Origin of the sequence: Limnohabitans sp., assembly GCF_046052825.1 — a bacterium.
Classification (GTDB): domain Bacteria; phylum Pseudomonadota; class Gammaproteobacteria; order Burkholderiales; family Burkholderiaceae_C; genus Limnohabitans.
This window is the reverse complement of sequence record NZ_JAVLFP010000004.1, coordinates 1-14,001: the sequence shown is the minus strand read 5'-3', so window position 1 is coordinate 14,001 and position 14,001 is coordinate 1. Positions and strand designations below refer to the sequence as shown.

The following is a 14,001-nucleotide window of genomic DNA, read 5'->3' as shown; positions in this document are numbered from 1 at the left end:
TGGGGCTGCACTGGTTTCGACATCGGTTCGGACGCGTGGCAGGGCATGTCGAGGTTCTGTTACCTCGTAAAACAGCAGAAAAAAAACTAACTGCAAACGACGAACGTTTCGCACTCGCCGCTTAATCCGGTGAGCCTTGCAACAGTTGGCCGATAGGCTGGGTTAGGGTGAAGGGGGCGTTAAAACCCCTCAAGTCCTAGCTGCAAGGTAACTCATATTGGCTGGCATGACACCGGGCACCTTGGTGTTGTGCGAGATCTAAGGATGCTGGTTGGGTACATAGCGTGTCGCTGCGCGATGTACTTGATGAGACTCAAATCAGACGACTACACATGTAGAACTGTACGAAAAAGACGGATGGACGCGGGTTCAAATCCCGCCAGCTCCACCATACATGGGGGACAGATTTTTTTCTGTCCCCCTTTCTTTGAACCGGGTCAGCGCTCGCCCATGGATTGGCTGAAGGCCTTGCTCAGGGGTTTGACCAGATAACTCAAGACAGAACGTTCGTTGGCTTTGATGTCAACGGAAGCGGTCATACCGGGCTTGAGGTGGATGTTGCGGGCTTTCTCGGTTTGCAACTGCAAGGACTCGGGGCGAATGCGTACCCTGTAAAAAAGGAATGGGCCCTGTCGCGTGTCTTCGCTCAAGACGTCCGAGCTGATGTAGTCCACGGTGCCTTTGACCGAGCCAAAGATGGACGAGTCATAGGCGTCGACTTTGATGTTCGCCTCTTGTCCCACCAAGACAAACGCAATGTCGACAGGGGTGACTTTGGCTTCAACGATCAACTCTTGGCTCCAGGGGAGCAACTCCATCACCGTTTCTCCTTGGCGCACCACGCCACCCAGTGTGTTGATGCGGATGTTGTTGACCACACCATCGACCGGCGCGGTGAGCACGGTGTGTTCGAGCAATTGGTTGCGGTCTCTGAGCAACTCAGTTTGGGTGCTGAGGTCTTCTTGGGCCTTGGTCATCTCGGCCTGCGCGTCTTGCAGGTATTTGTTCTTTTTGCTCGCCAGTTGAGCGCGTACGTCGGCCACGGAGCGTTCTAAACGCAAGACCTCGGTTTTGCTGACGTCGCCGCTGGCTTCGAGCTTCAAATTGATTTTGAGTTCACTCTCGCTGAGATCCAATATTTTTGTGAGTGCATTGATGTCTTCGTGAAAGGCTTGCTGCCTTTTTTTATACAAGTCGGTTTGGTTGCTGATGTACTCGGGATAGGTCCGCAAGTCGCTGTCAAATGTCAACGGACGCCCATAGACCTCGGCCTGAAGCCGAACCAAGGTGATGCGCAAAGCCGCTACTTTGGCTTTGGTTTCAGAGACAGCTGCTTCGGCGCGTTCTTTTTGCAACGTGGCCAGTGTTTGGCCTGCCTTCACTTTGTCTCCCTCTTTGACATGCAACTCGGTCAGCACGCCGCCATCGGGGGACTGAATGACCTGTGTTCTGGCTTCTGCAACCACCTGGGCTTGGGCGCGTGTCACTTGGTCCAGCTTGCCAACTGCTGCCCAAATGAGCAAGGCCAGCAAGCCGACAAACATCACTCGCAATGTTGTCCGCGCACCGCGAGGGGGAGGGGCGTCATACCGCCTGCCAGACAGGGCTTTGGGGTCTTGCGTGGACAACACCTCTGGGTGTGTGCTCAAGAGCTGGGCTTGCGTTGCACTCGAAGGATATTCTGGATGTGACATGGTCAACTCGCTGTACCGAAAGCTGGCGCTGGGGCGGCGGCTGTTTCTGTGGTGGCCGATTGAGACAGGCGTTGCAATACAGAATCGCGGGGGCCATCCATGGCAATGGTGTGTCCTGCAACGATGATGATCCGCGAGACCAGCGGCAAGATGTTGGGCTTGTGGGTGACCACGATCAACATTTTTCCTGCATTCACCATCTCTTGCATGACTTGAATGCAGCGACGTTCTTGCTCATCGTCCATGCTGGCCGTGGGTTCGTCGAGCAACAAAATTTCGGGGTCGCACAAAATCAGGCGGGTGAAGGCCAGCAGTTGTCGCTGTCCACCGCTGAGTCCTTTGCCACCTTCCATGATGGGGCGGTCCAAGCCTTTGGGGTGTGCAGACACGAACTGGTTCATGCCCGTGCGCTCCATGGCTTGTTGGATCACGTGGTCCCCGGGATCGGGCATGCCGATCAATAAGTTTTCACGCAAGGTGCCTTGGAACAAGCGGTGATCTTGCTGCAAGTAGCCCACGTGCTGGCTGATGACTTGTCGACTGATGTGTGACAAATCCAAGCCGTCGAGCAGTACCTGCCCCTCTTGCGGCACATACAAACCGCTCAGCAAACGCAGCAAGGTGGATTTGCCCGCCCCAATAGGCCCCAGAATGGCGACGTTTTCTCCGGCTGGAATGTTCAGATTGGCCACAGTCAAGGCGGGGGGGTTACCGGGGTAGGAAAACTTGGTCGCCGTCACTTTGAAGTGCCCGCGCACATGGTCTGGCACCAGAGAGCGAGACACACCATGGTTGTCGGTTTTGAGTTGGTAGATGGCTTCGATGCCTTTGAGCGCCGCCATCGCCTGGCCTTGTTGGACCAGCAAACCGGGCAGTGCCATGATGGGAGCCAACACCCGCCCACTCAAAATGGAGCAGGCAATCAGCGCGCCCATGGTCATGCTGCCTTGCATCACCAGCACCGAGCCCACGATGATCAAGCCTGCGTAGCTGAGTTGCTGGATCATGGCGGAGAGATAGGAAATGCCCTCTATGAAGCTTCTCATCTGCGAGTCGCTCTTGATGGTGTGGCTGTTGACCGAAATCCAGCGTGCTAAAAATTTCCAACCACCCGATCCGGCTTTGATGGTTTCCACGCCCTCTACAGCTTCGACCAAGAGACCTGTTTTGGCGTTGGAGTAGATGGCACTTTCGGTCGAGAATTGGTTGATCTTTTGGCGAGCGCTCAGCCCAATCACAATACCGAGCAAGCCAAAAGTGAATGGAACCAGAGCGACCCACACGCTGCCAACTGCCATCATCCCCAAAAGAAAAACAAGGCCAAAGGGCAAGTCAATCAAGGTGAACATCGTCGAGCTGGTGTAAAAACCCCGCAGCTGCTCGTAGCCGCGCAGCTGGCCTGCCAGACTTCCCACCGAGGGGGGGAGTTGATCGACGCGAAGTTGCAACAGGCGGTGAAAAATTTCACGCGACAGACGGTTGTCCACGCCCACCACCACAAAGTCCATCAGCTTGGAGCGTGCATATTTCATGGCCAGCTCAAACACAATGGACAACATCACCCCCAAGCTCAAAATCACCAAGGTGTATTCGCTGCGTGTGGGGATCACACGGTCGTACACCTGCATCGAAAACATCGACGTGGTGAAGGCCAGCAAGCCAATGAAGAACGACGCCAGTGACGACTCAATCAACTCGGCTTTGTAGAGTTTGATGGTGCTGATGGCAAAGTGGGTGAAACCTTGGGGAAGTATGGACTCGCTGTGTGCAGACTGCCCATTCCACGTTTGTTCGCACTGGAATTTCACAGCAAAACCGCCTGTGGTGATGGCTTCATGGGCGACTGTGAATTGCTCGGTGTCATTGCGCACCAGCCACTGGCCAGATGCCGTTTGGTTAAGTACCACGCCCCAGCCGTGTGCTGGGTCGTGGAACAGAAACGGCAAGTCAACGGCTTCGGGCGTGACGCGTTCTGGTGCGAGTTCTGCTTCCAAGCTCAGACAGACTTGCGTCAACAGTTGGCGAGCTGGCCATCGGGGGTTCAAGTCAGACAGGCACGTGTTGAGCTTGAGCAGGTCGAGATTCTCACCTCTGAGTCGCGCCAGTTGCTGGATGGCCCAAGCCAATTCATGGAGTTCTGTCATTCTGTGGAGCCTTTGGTCAGAGGGATACCGGCGCGGACTTGGTATTTGTAAACAGACCCCATCAAACCTGTTTTGGCATCGCCCAGGGCGTATTCGTTTTGGGTCAGTTCGCGGACCGCATTGAGCAAATCGAGCCATGACTTTCTTCCGCCTTGGAACTGGCGTTCATACGACTCCCGCACGGCGTTGGAGCCCGAAACCGCTCGTTCCAATGAAGTCACTTTTTGTCTGGCGGACAAGATGTCTTCTCGGTCGTTTTCAAACGCCTCTTGCACTTCACGTTGCGTGGTTTCAACCACTTGCTGCGAGCTTTCCACACGGGTCAGCAAAGCTTGCGCTTGCAACAGGTTTGAAAAACCCGCGTTGGGCGTGTATTGCAAGCCCAAAAATGTACTCATGCGTGTATCGGTGTAACTCACGGCCTTGCCAACGGGTTGGTCGACGCGCACAAAAAGTTGTGGCCATTTTTCCGTGTCTTTGGTGTTGTAGCGTGCGCGAGCCAATTCAACCTCCGCCTGGGTCCTGAGCACCGCATTGTCTTTGGACACCAAAAAGGAGAAGTCTTGTGACTGGATGTCTTTGAGCATCACGGTGGCCCATGACGCGTTGTAAAAATCAAAAGCCAACCTGCCCGGTTGCTTGAGGCCTTGCAGGCCAGTGATTTGCTCTAAGCGGCTGACGCCACTGGCGAACAAGGTTTGGGCGGAGCTGTATTCAACTTCGGTCTGAAACACCCGAGCATCGACCAATTCGAGGTCAATGCGCGGGGACGCTTGGGCTTCTACGCGACGCAACATTTGCGATTGGAATTCTTTGAGTTGTGACAAGGCTCTCTCTGCCGCCAGCATTCTTTCTTTGGCAGTCATCACGCTTTGCCAGGCGTTCACAACCCCTAAAAAAACCTGCTGCTGCTGCTGGTAATACTTGTACGTGCTGACTTTTTTCTGTGACTCGGATTCTGAGATTTGTGACTCGATGCGCCCTCCATCCCAGAGAGGCTGTTGCGCGCGCAGTGACCGAGTGGGGGTGCTGCTGACGGTGCCAGTTCGAGACTCCATGACAGCGGACACCACGGGCCAGCGGCCACGTTCTGAGACTTCAAGGTCCTGCCCGCTGGCCACGACCTCTAACCAAGCGGCTTTGAGCGTTGGGTTGCCTTGGACGGTGGCGAACAGCAAGTCAGCGAGGTCTGCCCCCGGCGATTTGGCTTGAGCCAGGCCGACAAAAAATACCAGTCCCAGGCACGGCAAGAATTTGCGGATGGAATACGTCATGTGGACTGCTGGGCCAGGGTCAAAACAGATGCGAGCCCTGATCTTGCCACATGAAGAACAATATTTGATATTGTTATTTCACTGGTTAAATTTATAAATTTATCAATAAAGCATGAAATTGATGGTGATTTGGTGTTTTTCACAAGTAGGCCTTTGAAATCATCAAAAAGACCACTTATTGTAATTTATTTCAACTTAATGAGCTAATAAATATTCATTTAATTTCAAGTGAGGGTGCTCTTTAGCGCCCCCAAGTAGAAATGGGGGCGCTGCATAAACAGCCATTCAGGGATTCAGTGCTTGTTTGACCGCCGCCGACACCCAGCCCATGTCTGCTTTGCCGGCCAGCTGTGCTTTGACGGCACCCATGACTTTGCCCATGTCTCCCGGGCCTGTTGCACCGACTTGCGCCACGATGGCTTGCACAGCTGCGGTGATTTCTTCAGCGCTCAAGCGCTGGGGCAAGTAAACCTCCAACACCTTCATTTCAGCCGACTCGACATCCGCCAAGTCTTGGCGGTTGGCACTCAGGTACGCGGCCACAGAGTCCTTGCGCTGCTTGATCAGTTTGTCGACGATGGCAATCACGGCCACATCGTCCAATTCGATCCGTTCATCTACCTCTTTTTGTTTCATGGCAGCCATCAGGAGCCGAATGGTGCCTAAGCGCGCGCTGTCTTTGGCACGCATGGCCGTTTTCATGTCTTCGGTGATTTGTTCTTTGAGGCTCATGGCAATTCCAGTTGAAAAGGGTTGACGAAAAAAAACCCGCTTGAGCGTCCCCAAGCGAGTTGTCTGAATTGAGCCCCAAGGGCCTGCTTCAGGGAAGAGGCTGATCAGTACAGCTTCTTCGGCAACTGCATGCTGCGCACACGTTTGTAGTGGCGTTTCACGGCAGCTGCTTTTTTACGTTTACGTTCAGCGGTGGGCTTCTCGTAAAACTCGCGTGCGCGCAAGTCGGTCAACAGACCGAGTTTTTCAATGGTGCGCTTGAAGCGACGCAGTGCGACGTCAAACGGTTCGTTTTCTTTTACACGGATGGTGGTCATTACCAAATATTTCCAAATATTGCAGCCAGCGGGTTCATAAGAAGATCGTGCTCATGAGCCATGTCTGCGGGGTTCCCCAACACAAAGTTGATCAGGCCGTTGGGGGTTTGCCAGCAAAGACGAGGATTATAGCGGCTTTAACGCCGCCCCCAAAGCCCGACCACAGGCATGGGCGCTGGCCCAGGCCCACTGAAAGTTGTAGCCCCCCAGCCATCCGGTGATGTCCACCACTTCGCCAATGAAATACAGCCCGGGTTGCTTGGACTCCAGGGTTTGTTGCGACAGATCGCGCGTGTCCACGCCACCCACGGTCACTTCGGCCTTTTTGTAGCCCTCGGTCCCGGTGGGGGTGAGGGGCCAACTGCCCAGGCGTTGTGCCAGTTGCACCAAGGCTTTGTCGCTGGCTTCCATCACCGGGCGTTGCCAAGCGGGGTCTTGGCTGGCCCAGGCATCGGCCAGTCGTGTGGGTACCCAAGCAGCCAAGGCGTTGGCAATGAGCTTCTTGGAATATTGCTTGGCCTGCATCAGTTGCTCAGGCAAATCGATCTCAGGCGCCAAATTCACCCGGATATCGCCGCCCGCGTGCCAGTAGCTCGAAATTTGCAGGACGGCCGGACCCGACAGACCCCGGTGGGTGAACAGCAGGTCTTCATCAAAGCCTTGCAAGTTCTTCTTTGATCCTGTTTCGATGCGCACGGGCAGCGACAAACCCGACAGCTGCGCATAGGGTGCCCAAGCGGCACCATCAAATGTCATAGGGACCAGGCCAGGGCGGGGCGTCACCAAACGCAGGCCAAACTGCTGGGCCAGTCGGTAACCCAAATCAGTTGCGCCAATCTTTGGAATCGACAAGCCACCCGTCGCCACCACCACCGAGGCTGTGCACACGGTGCCTTGGTCGGTGTCAACCTCGTAACGCAAAGCCGTGGGTGCAGTGGCGTTGAAGCGCACCGCTTTCAAGCCACAAGGCTGCCAGCGTGTCACATGTCCGCCTTGTGCCCCTGCCTCACACTCGCGCAGCAGCATCTGAATCAGGTCTTCCGCCGAGCGGTCACAAAACAACTGACCTTTGTGCTTTTCGTGAAAAGGAATTTGGTGGCGCTGCACCAGCGCAATGAAGTCTTGTGGGGTGTAGCGCGACAGCGCGCTGCGGCAAAACTGGGGGTTGTCGCCCAAAAAGTGCTTGTGCGGGGCCCGCACATCGAGTTCGCGGTTGGTGAAGTTGCTGCGTCCGCCGCCCGAGATACGGATCTTTTCGGCCACTTTGTCGCTGTGGTCCAACACCAGCACCTGCAAACCTTGTTGAGCCGCCACGCCTGCACAAAACAAACCGGCAGCACCGGCACCAACAATCACCACATCAAACGAATTCATGGGGTGAGTTTAGTGGGGGCGGTGTATGTGGCCCTTTAGCGTGATGCTTGCAAAGGTGTCTCGGCCTGCGTGGCTTGCATCTCCAGCATGCCCTTGAAGACATCGCCCACCACGATCACCGAGGGGCTGCCCATGCCTTCGCGCACCACGGTGTCATGCAAGTGGCCCAAGGTGCACACCACGTGACGTTGTGTGGGCAAGCTCACATGCTGCACCACCGCCACAGGGGTGTGCGCATCCAGGCCCTGCAACAGGGCGTCTTGTAACTGCGCCGCACCGCTCATGCCCATGTAAATCACCAAGGTCAACTTGGCTTGTGCCGCCGTGTGGGCCAAGCCCACCCAGTCGACACCATTGGCGTCGTCTTTTTTGGTATGCCCCGTGATAAAGAGCACCCCGTGCGCGTGCTCACGGTGGGTGAGCGACACCCCCAAGGAGGTGACGCCCGCCAAACCGGCGGTGATGCCATTGACCACCGTCACGCCCACCCCTTGTGCTTGTAAATGTTCGAGTTCTTCACCGCCACGGCCAAAGATGAAGGGGTCGCCACCTTTGAGGCGCACCACGTTTTCACCCGCTTTGGCTTCTTGCAACATCAGCTTTTCAATGAAGGCTTGGGGTGTGGAGCGGCAACCTCCGCGCTTGCCCACGTGCACGATGCGGGCGGTGGGCGCGGCGTAGGCCAGCACGGCGTCACTCACCAAGTCGTCCACCAGCAACACGGTGGCGGCAGCAATCGCTTTGACGGCTTTGAGGGTGAGCAGTTCTGGGTCGCCAGGGCCTGCACCCACCAGGGTGACGTGAGGTATGGGTGTAGGGCGAGACAAGGTCATGGGGATGGATCGGTGAATGAGCGGGTTGTCTGGTGGGTCAAAGCGCCAAGGCCTGCAACGCAGCTTGCACTTGACGTGCAATCGGGGCGGGCACAGGCAATTGACCGTCGAGCACGGACTGGATGTAGCGTGCCGTGGTGGCGGCGTCGGTCAGTGTGGGCAGGTCGGGCAATTGCGCCAATGAGCCGGTTTGCGCTTCCACCAAGGTTTGGCGCACGCCATGGGCGAAGGCATCAATCTGTGGCTGACGGCGTGCGTCAGCCACCACCTCGCCTTCGGTGCCGCGCAGCAGCAGGGCGCGCGCACCTGTGAGTGCCCAAGTGTTGGCCATGGACACAGCGTATTCAGGGTGCGTGTAGCTGCCCACCAGCAAGGCGTCGCCTGCCATGGGGTTCATCAGCTTGACCAAGCTGTGTGCCGGGTTGCGCAAACCCACCACCCGGCGCACATCCAGCAAGCGTTGGAGACCTGGGCACAACACCTCGGTCGGCACAAACACCTGCTCGCCCGCCTGCACAGTGCGTACTTCGTGGAGAGGCGCTTGGCCCATGGCGGTCAGCACCTCTTGGGTGGTGACGCGGGCTGACTCGGTGGCACAGCCATGCACCACCACGGCCAAGCCCTCACGTGCCAACAAGGCAGCCAACAAAGGCGTGAGCACCGGCAGCTTGCGTGCGCCGTTGTAGGTGGGCAGCACCACCACGCGTGTGTCGGCATGTGCGTGAACAAGGTTCAAACGTGCTTGGACGGCGTCTAAGAAACCCGCCATCTCGTCGGGCGTTTCGCCCTTGATGCGCATGGCCAAGCAGAAAGCGCCGATTTCCAAGTCGCTCACGCTGCCATCGAGCACCTGGCCCATCAAGTCGGCAGCTTGCGTGCGGTCGATGGCGCGTGCGCCGTCGCGACCGCGGCCAATGACTTTGAGGTAGTGAGCAATTGCCATGCTTGTATTGTCCCGCAGCACAGATAACTTGGCGCTATAAGGCCAATGACGGTATGGCCGCCTCCGGCGCCAGATGCTGGCGAATCATGCGTCGCAGCTCAGGCACGCACGAGCCGCACTGGGTGCCGCATTTCAGCGTGCCTTGTAGGTCTGACAGGCAGATGTTCTCGTCTTGCTGCGCGCTGTGTGCAAGCTGGGCTTGAATCGCCAGATCGCGCACACCCACGCAGGTGCACACCGTGGTGCCCACGCTGGTCAACGCCACCGGGGGCGTGTGGCCCGTCATCAGCAAGCGACGGCCATAGGCTTTGGCCGATTGCTGGGTTTGCAACAAGGCTTTGAGCCAAGCTTCGGCCGAGGTGTCGCCTGCAATCACAAAAGCATCCAGGGTGGTGTCGGGCCCGGCATGCAAGCGCATGCAACGCAGTTGGCTGCGCTTGGCGTCGACATAGCGCAAGCTGTTGTCTTCGCTCAAGCCCAGTTGTTGCTCGATGTCTTGTACCACCGCCATATCCGGCGGCTCGCTGCACGCCGCACGCAGCAGCACGCCTTGGCGCGGCGTGTCGGTGAGGCCGCTTTCTGCAAAGGGCACACAGCTGGCAAATTCAAACTGGGCCATGCGCGCACGCAGGGCTTGCAGCACCGTGTGTGCGCTGTCTTCAGGCAGCCAAGCCACGGCCAGCAGCGTCCAAGGTAATTCGGCTTTGAGCACCTTGACGGCGGCGTGTTTGAGTTCGGGTTGCTTGGAGGTGGGGCAGTAGGCCGAGGTGGTGATGGCGTTCACACCCGCCAGTGGTTTGTTCTGGTGGTCACGTCCGCCCAAAAAAGCGGGGCCCCAGTGCATGGCGATGAAGGCTTGCTGCGGCCCTAGGTCGGGGCTGGCCAGGGCGGGAACCACGATGGAGCCGCGTTTGCTGGTGACGTGGACCAAGGTGCCGTTGGACAACTCCAAGCGCGCCATGTCGTCCGGGTGCAGCTGCACCGAGGGCTCTGGCACATGGCCAAACAATTTACCCACGACGCTCGTGCGCGTCATGCCGTGCCACTGGTCGCGCAGGCGCCCGGTGTTGAGTGAAAACGGAAAGCGCGATTCACGCGCTTCGGCTGTGGGCACGTAGTCAATGGCCGCAAAGCGGGCCTTGCCATTGGGTGTGGAAAACACCCCGTCTTGGTACAGGCGGGCTTGGCCTTGCACAGCACCCTCAGGCATGGGCCACTGCTGGGGGGCTGCTTCCAGCTGGGCGTAGCTCAGGCCCGTGATGTCCAGGTCCCGTCCCCGGGTCGATTCGCGGTGCTCCAACCAGATGGCTTCGGGTGATGTGTAGTCCATGTGCAAGCCTTTGCGGCCTTCGCCCACGCCGGGTTCTTGGGCCAAACGCTGCGCCAGATCGACCACGATCTGCCAGTCATGGCGGGCCAGACCGGGCGGCGGCACGGCGGCGCGTACACGCGTGATGCGCCGCTCGCTGTTGGTGACCGTGCCTTCTTTCTCGCCCCAGGTGGTGGCTGGCAGCAGCAAGTCGGCAAAGTCACAGGTCTCGGCGGTGGCAAAGGCCTCTTGCACCACCACAAACTCGGCACGCTCCAAGGCACGACGCACCGTGTGTTGGTCCGGCATGGATTGGGCAGGGTTGGTGCAAGCAATCCACAAGGCTTTGATCTCGCCGTCGGCGGCGGCTTCAAACATCTCGACCGCCGTCTTGCCGGGTTGGGCGGGCACCGCGTCAATGCCCCACAGCGCGGCCACTTCGGCGCGGTGCGTGGGGTTGGCCAGGTCGCGGTGGGCGCTGAGCAAATTGGCCAAGCCGCCCACCTCGCGCCCCCCCATGGCGTTGGGCTGGCCCGTGAGCGAGAAGGGTCCGGCACCGGGTTTGCCGATCTGCCCCGTGGCCAAGTGCAGGTTGATCAGCGAGGCGTTTTTGGCGGTGCCACTGCTGGACTGGTTCAGACCTTGGCAATACAGGCTGAGCGTGGCTTGGGCGGTGGCAAACCAGCGCGCAGCTTGCAGCAAGTCTGCCATGGGCAGACCGCAGAGTTGGCTCACGCGCTCGGGGGTGAAGTCGCGCACCAAGTCCTGGAGGGCCACAAAGCCTTCGGTGTGGGCGCTGATGTAGGCCGTGTCTACCCAAGCTTCGCGCAGCATGATGTGCAGCAGGCCATGGAACAGCGCCACATCGGTGCCGGGCTGCAAGGGCAGGTGCAGGTCGGCGCTGCTGGCCGTGTCGGTGCGGCGCGGGTCGGCCACGATGATTTTGAGACGCGGGTTGTTCGCACGCGCTTCTTCGATGCGGCGAAACAAAATCGGGTGGGCATAGGCCGCGTTGCTGCCGGCAATGAACAAGCAGTCTGCCTGCATCACATCGTCATAGCAAGCCGGTGGCGCGTCGGCACCCAGGGTGAGCTTGTAACCCGCCACCGCGCTGCTCATGCACAGGCGGGAATTGGTGTCGATGTTGTTGCTGCCCAGCAAACCTTTGACCAGCTTGTTGAACACGTAATAGTCTTCGGTCAACAGCTGGCCCGACACATAAAACCCCACCGCTTCAGGGCCGTGGTTGCGCACAATGTGGGCCAAACTTTGGCTGGCCCATTGCAACGAGGTGTCCCACGACATGGGCAGCAGTTGGCCGCCACGCACCAAACGGCGTTGGGGTTGCAGCAAGCGGGTTTGGGCGGCTGCCAACGGGCTGGCGCTCAGGTGCAGGGTCGAACCCTTGCTGCACAGGCGGCCCAAATTGGCAGGATGCTCGGGGTCGCCGCGCACGCCCGTGATGCGTGCGCCCGACGACTCGATGATGACGCCGCAGCCCACGCCACAGTAGGGGCAGGTGGAGCGGGTTTCTTTCATGCTCAGTCCAGGGCCAAGCTGGCCAGCTCTGCACGGTTGAGGGCCACTTCGCCGTGGGCTACCTGCACCGCAAAGCGTTGCGCACAGCCCTCGTCAGGCGCTTGGGCACAGCCGTCTGTCAAACCAATTTGCCAGTTGTGCAACGGGCAGGCCACGGTCGTGCCATACACAATGCCTTGGCTCAAAGGACCGCCTTTGTGGGGGCAGCGGTCGAGCAGGGCGAACACCTGATCTTCGGCGTTGCGAAACACCGCCACCTCGCAGCCTTGTGCGCGCTGCACGCGGCGGGCGCCCAGCACAGGAATGTCTTCGACTTTGCAAATGACTTGCCAATCGCTCATGGTGTGGCTCCGATTCAAGCGGTGATCTGGGGAACGATGGGCACAAACTGGCGCGTGTCCACCTGGGCTTTGGCGTGTTCGAACCAGGGGTCGGGTTCGCCTTCCAGGGAAAATTGCAAGCGGGCCCACAGGGCTTGGCGGCCTGCGTGGTCGTCCAAGATTTTTTGCTTCACATAGTCCAAGCCCACGCGGTTGACGTAGTGCACGGTGCGCTCCAGGTACCAGCCTTCTTCGCGGTAGAGCTGCATGAAGGCACCGGTGTACTCCAGCACTTCGGCGGCGGTTTTGACCTTGGTGAAGAAATGCGCCACCTCGGTTTTGATGCCGCCGTTGCCTGCGATGTACATCTCCCAGCCGCTCTCCACACCGATGATGCCCACATCCTTGATGCCCGCTTCGGCGCAGTTGCGCGGACAACCCGAGACCGCGAACTTGACCTTGTGCGGTGCATACATGCGCCACATGGCGCGCTCCAGATCTTTGCCCATTTGGGTGCTGTCTTGCGTGCCCATGCGACACCACTCGCTGCCGACGCAGGTTTTCACGGTGCGCAAGGCTTTGGCATAAGCATGGCCACTGGGCATGCCAATGTCTTTCCAGACGTTCACCAAGTCTTCTTTTTTCACACCCAGCAAGTCGATGCGTTGCCCACCAGTGACTTTGACCGTGGGAATCTTGTACTTGTCCACCACATCGGCAATGCGGCGCAACTCGTCGGCAGTGGTCTCTCCTCCCCACATGCGCGGAATCACGCTGTAAGTGCCATCTTTTTGGATGTTGGCGTGGCTGCGCTCGTTGATGAAGCGGCTTTGTGGATCGTCCACCGCTTCTTTGGGCCAGCTGCTCAAACGGTAGTAGTTGATGGCCGGGCGGCAGGTGCCACACCCGGTGGGCGTGCGCCACTCTAAGAACTTGAACACCGCGTCGTTGGTCAAGAGCTTGTGGTCCCGGATGGCGTCGCGCACGTCTTGGTGGCTGTGGTCGGTGCAGCTGCACACGGCTTTTTTCTTCGGCGTGGCCGAGTAGTCGCCACCGGCGGTGAACATCAAGATTTGTTCCACCAAGCCCGTGCATGAGCCGCACGACGCGCTGGCCTTGGTGTGCTTGCGCACCTCATCGAGTGTGAACAAACCCTGTTCTTGAATCGCTTTGCAGATGGTGCCTTTCTTCACACCATTGCAGCCACACACCTCGGCGTCGTCGGGCATGGCGGCGGCTTTGTTGTGGCCTGCGTGGCCCACATCGCCGATGTTGGATTCGCCAAACATCAGCTTCTCGCGGATGTCGGCCACGCTGCGGCCATCGCGCAACAACTTGAAATACCAGCTGCCGTCCACTGTGTCGCCGTACAAGCAAGCGCCGATGAGTTGGTCGTTGCGAATCACCAGTTTTTTGTAGACCCCGTCGTGCGGGTCGCTCAGCACAATTTCTTCGGTGCTGCCATCGGTGCTGCCCATGAAGTCGCCCGCGCTGAACAGGTCAATGCCGGTGACTTTGAGCT

The 14,001-nt window shown here is 58.5% G+C and carries 11 protein-coding genes and 1 other RNA gene; 1 reads left to right on the top strand and 11 read right to left on the bottom strand.

What is annotated here, in order from left to right; translation table 11 throughout:
• Nucleotide 1 precedes the first annotated feature (1 nt).
• Nucleotides 2-391: a transfer-messenger RNA gene (gene ssrA, locus ACKWJN_RS00560) on the top strand.
• A 46-nt stretch (nt 392-437) separates the two neighbouring features.
• On the opposite strand, the gene ACKWJN_RS00555 is transcribed toward ssrA, so the two are convergent.
• From ACKWJN_RS00555 to ACKWJN_RS00505, 11 genes are all read right to left on the bottom strand, one after another.
• Entirely contained in the window at nt 438-1,694 is a 1,257-nt protein-coding gene (locus ACKWJN_RS00555) for an HlyD family efflux transporter periplasmic adaptor subunit (protein ID WP_408593525.1), read from the bottom strand.
• Between the two features lie 2 nt (nt 1,695-1,696).
• The gene (locus ACKWJN_RS00550; protein ID WP_408593523.1) at nt 1,697-3,838 is read right to left on the bottom strand and encodes an ATP-binding cassette domain-containing protein; all 2,142 of its coding nucleotides are present in this window, start codon (nt 3,836-3,838) and stop codon (nt 1,697-1,699) included.
• Entirely contained in the window at nt 3,835-5,112 is a 1,278-nt protein-coding gene (locus ACKWJN_RS00545; protein WP_408593521.1) for a TolC family protein, read from the bottom strand. Before ACKWJN_RS00545 ends, ACKWJN_RS00550 begins: the two co-directional genes overlap by 4 nt.
• 285 nt (nt 5,113-5,397) lie before the next feature.
• Complete coding sequence (locus tag ACKWJN_RS00540) at nt 5,398-5,844, bottom strand: GatB/YqeY domain-containing protein (RefSeq protein ID WP_408593519.1); 447 nt, start codon at nt 5,842-5,844, stop codon at nt 5,398-5,400.
• A gap of 104 nt (nt 5,845-5,948) precedes the next feature.
• Nucleotides 5,949-6,161: a 30S ribosomal protein S21 gene (gene rpsU, locus ACKWJN_RS00535; RefSeq protein ID WP_007833691.1), complete on the bottom strand. Its 213-nt coding sequence runs from the start codon at nt 6,159-6,161 to the stop codon at nt 5,949-5,951.
• A gap of 126 nt (nt 6,162-6,287) precedes the next feature.
• Nucleotides 6,288-7,535: an NAD(P)/FAD-dependent oxidoreductase gene (locus tag ACKWJN_RS00530; protein WP_408593512.1), complete on the bottom strand. Its 1,248-nt coding sequence runs from the start codon at nt 7,533-7,535 to the stop codon at nt 6,288-6,290.
• Nucleotides 7,536-7,570: 35 nt separating this feature from the next.
• The gene (gene cobA, locus ACKWJN_RS00525) at nt 7,571-8,368 is read right to left on the bottom strand and encodes a uroporphyrinogen-III C-methyltransferase (protein ID WP_408593510.1); all 798 of its coding nucleotides are present in this window, start codon (nt 8,366-8,368) and stop codon (nt 7,571-7,573) included.
• Between the two features lie 37 nt (nt 8,369-8,405).
• Entirely contained in the window at nt 8,406-9,311 is a 906-nt protein-coding gene (gene ybiB / locus ACKWJN_RS00520) for a DNA-binding protein YbiB (RefSeq protein WP_408593509.1), read from the bottom strand.
• Between the two features lie 34 nt (nt 9,312-9,345).
• Nucleotides 9,346-12,159, bottom strand: a complete 2,814-nt coding sequence (locus ACKWJN_RS00515) for a molybdopterin-dependent oxidoreductase (protein WP_408593508.1) — start codon at nt 12,157-12,159, stop codon at nt 9,346-9,348.
• A 2-nt stretch (nt 12,160-12,161) separates the two neighbouring features.
• Nucleotides 12,162-12,500 carry a nitrite reductase small subunit NirD gene (nirD, locus tag ACKWJN_RS00510; RefSeq protein WP_408593506.1) on the bottom strand — a complete coding sequence of 113 codons (339 nt, stop codon included), beginning with the start codon at nt 12,498-12,500 and terminating at the stop codon, nt 12,162-12,164.
• Nucleotides 12,501-12,514: 14 nt separating this feature from the next.
• Nucleotides 12,515-14,001: (2Fe-2S)-binding protein (locus ACKWJN_RS00505; protein ID WP_408593504.1), on the bottom strand; the 1,487-nt coding region annotated here is incomplete at its 5' end.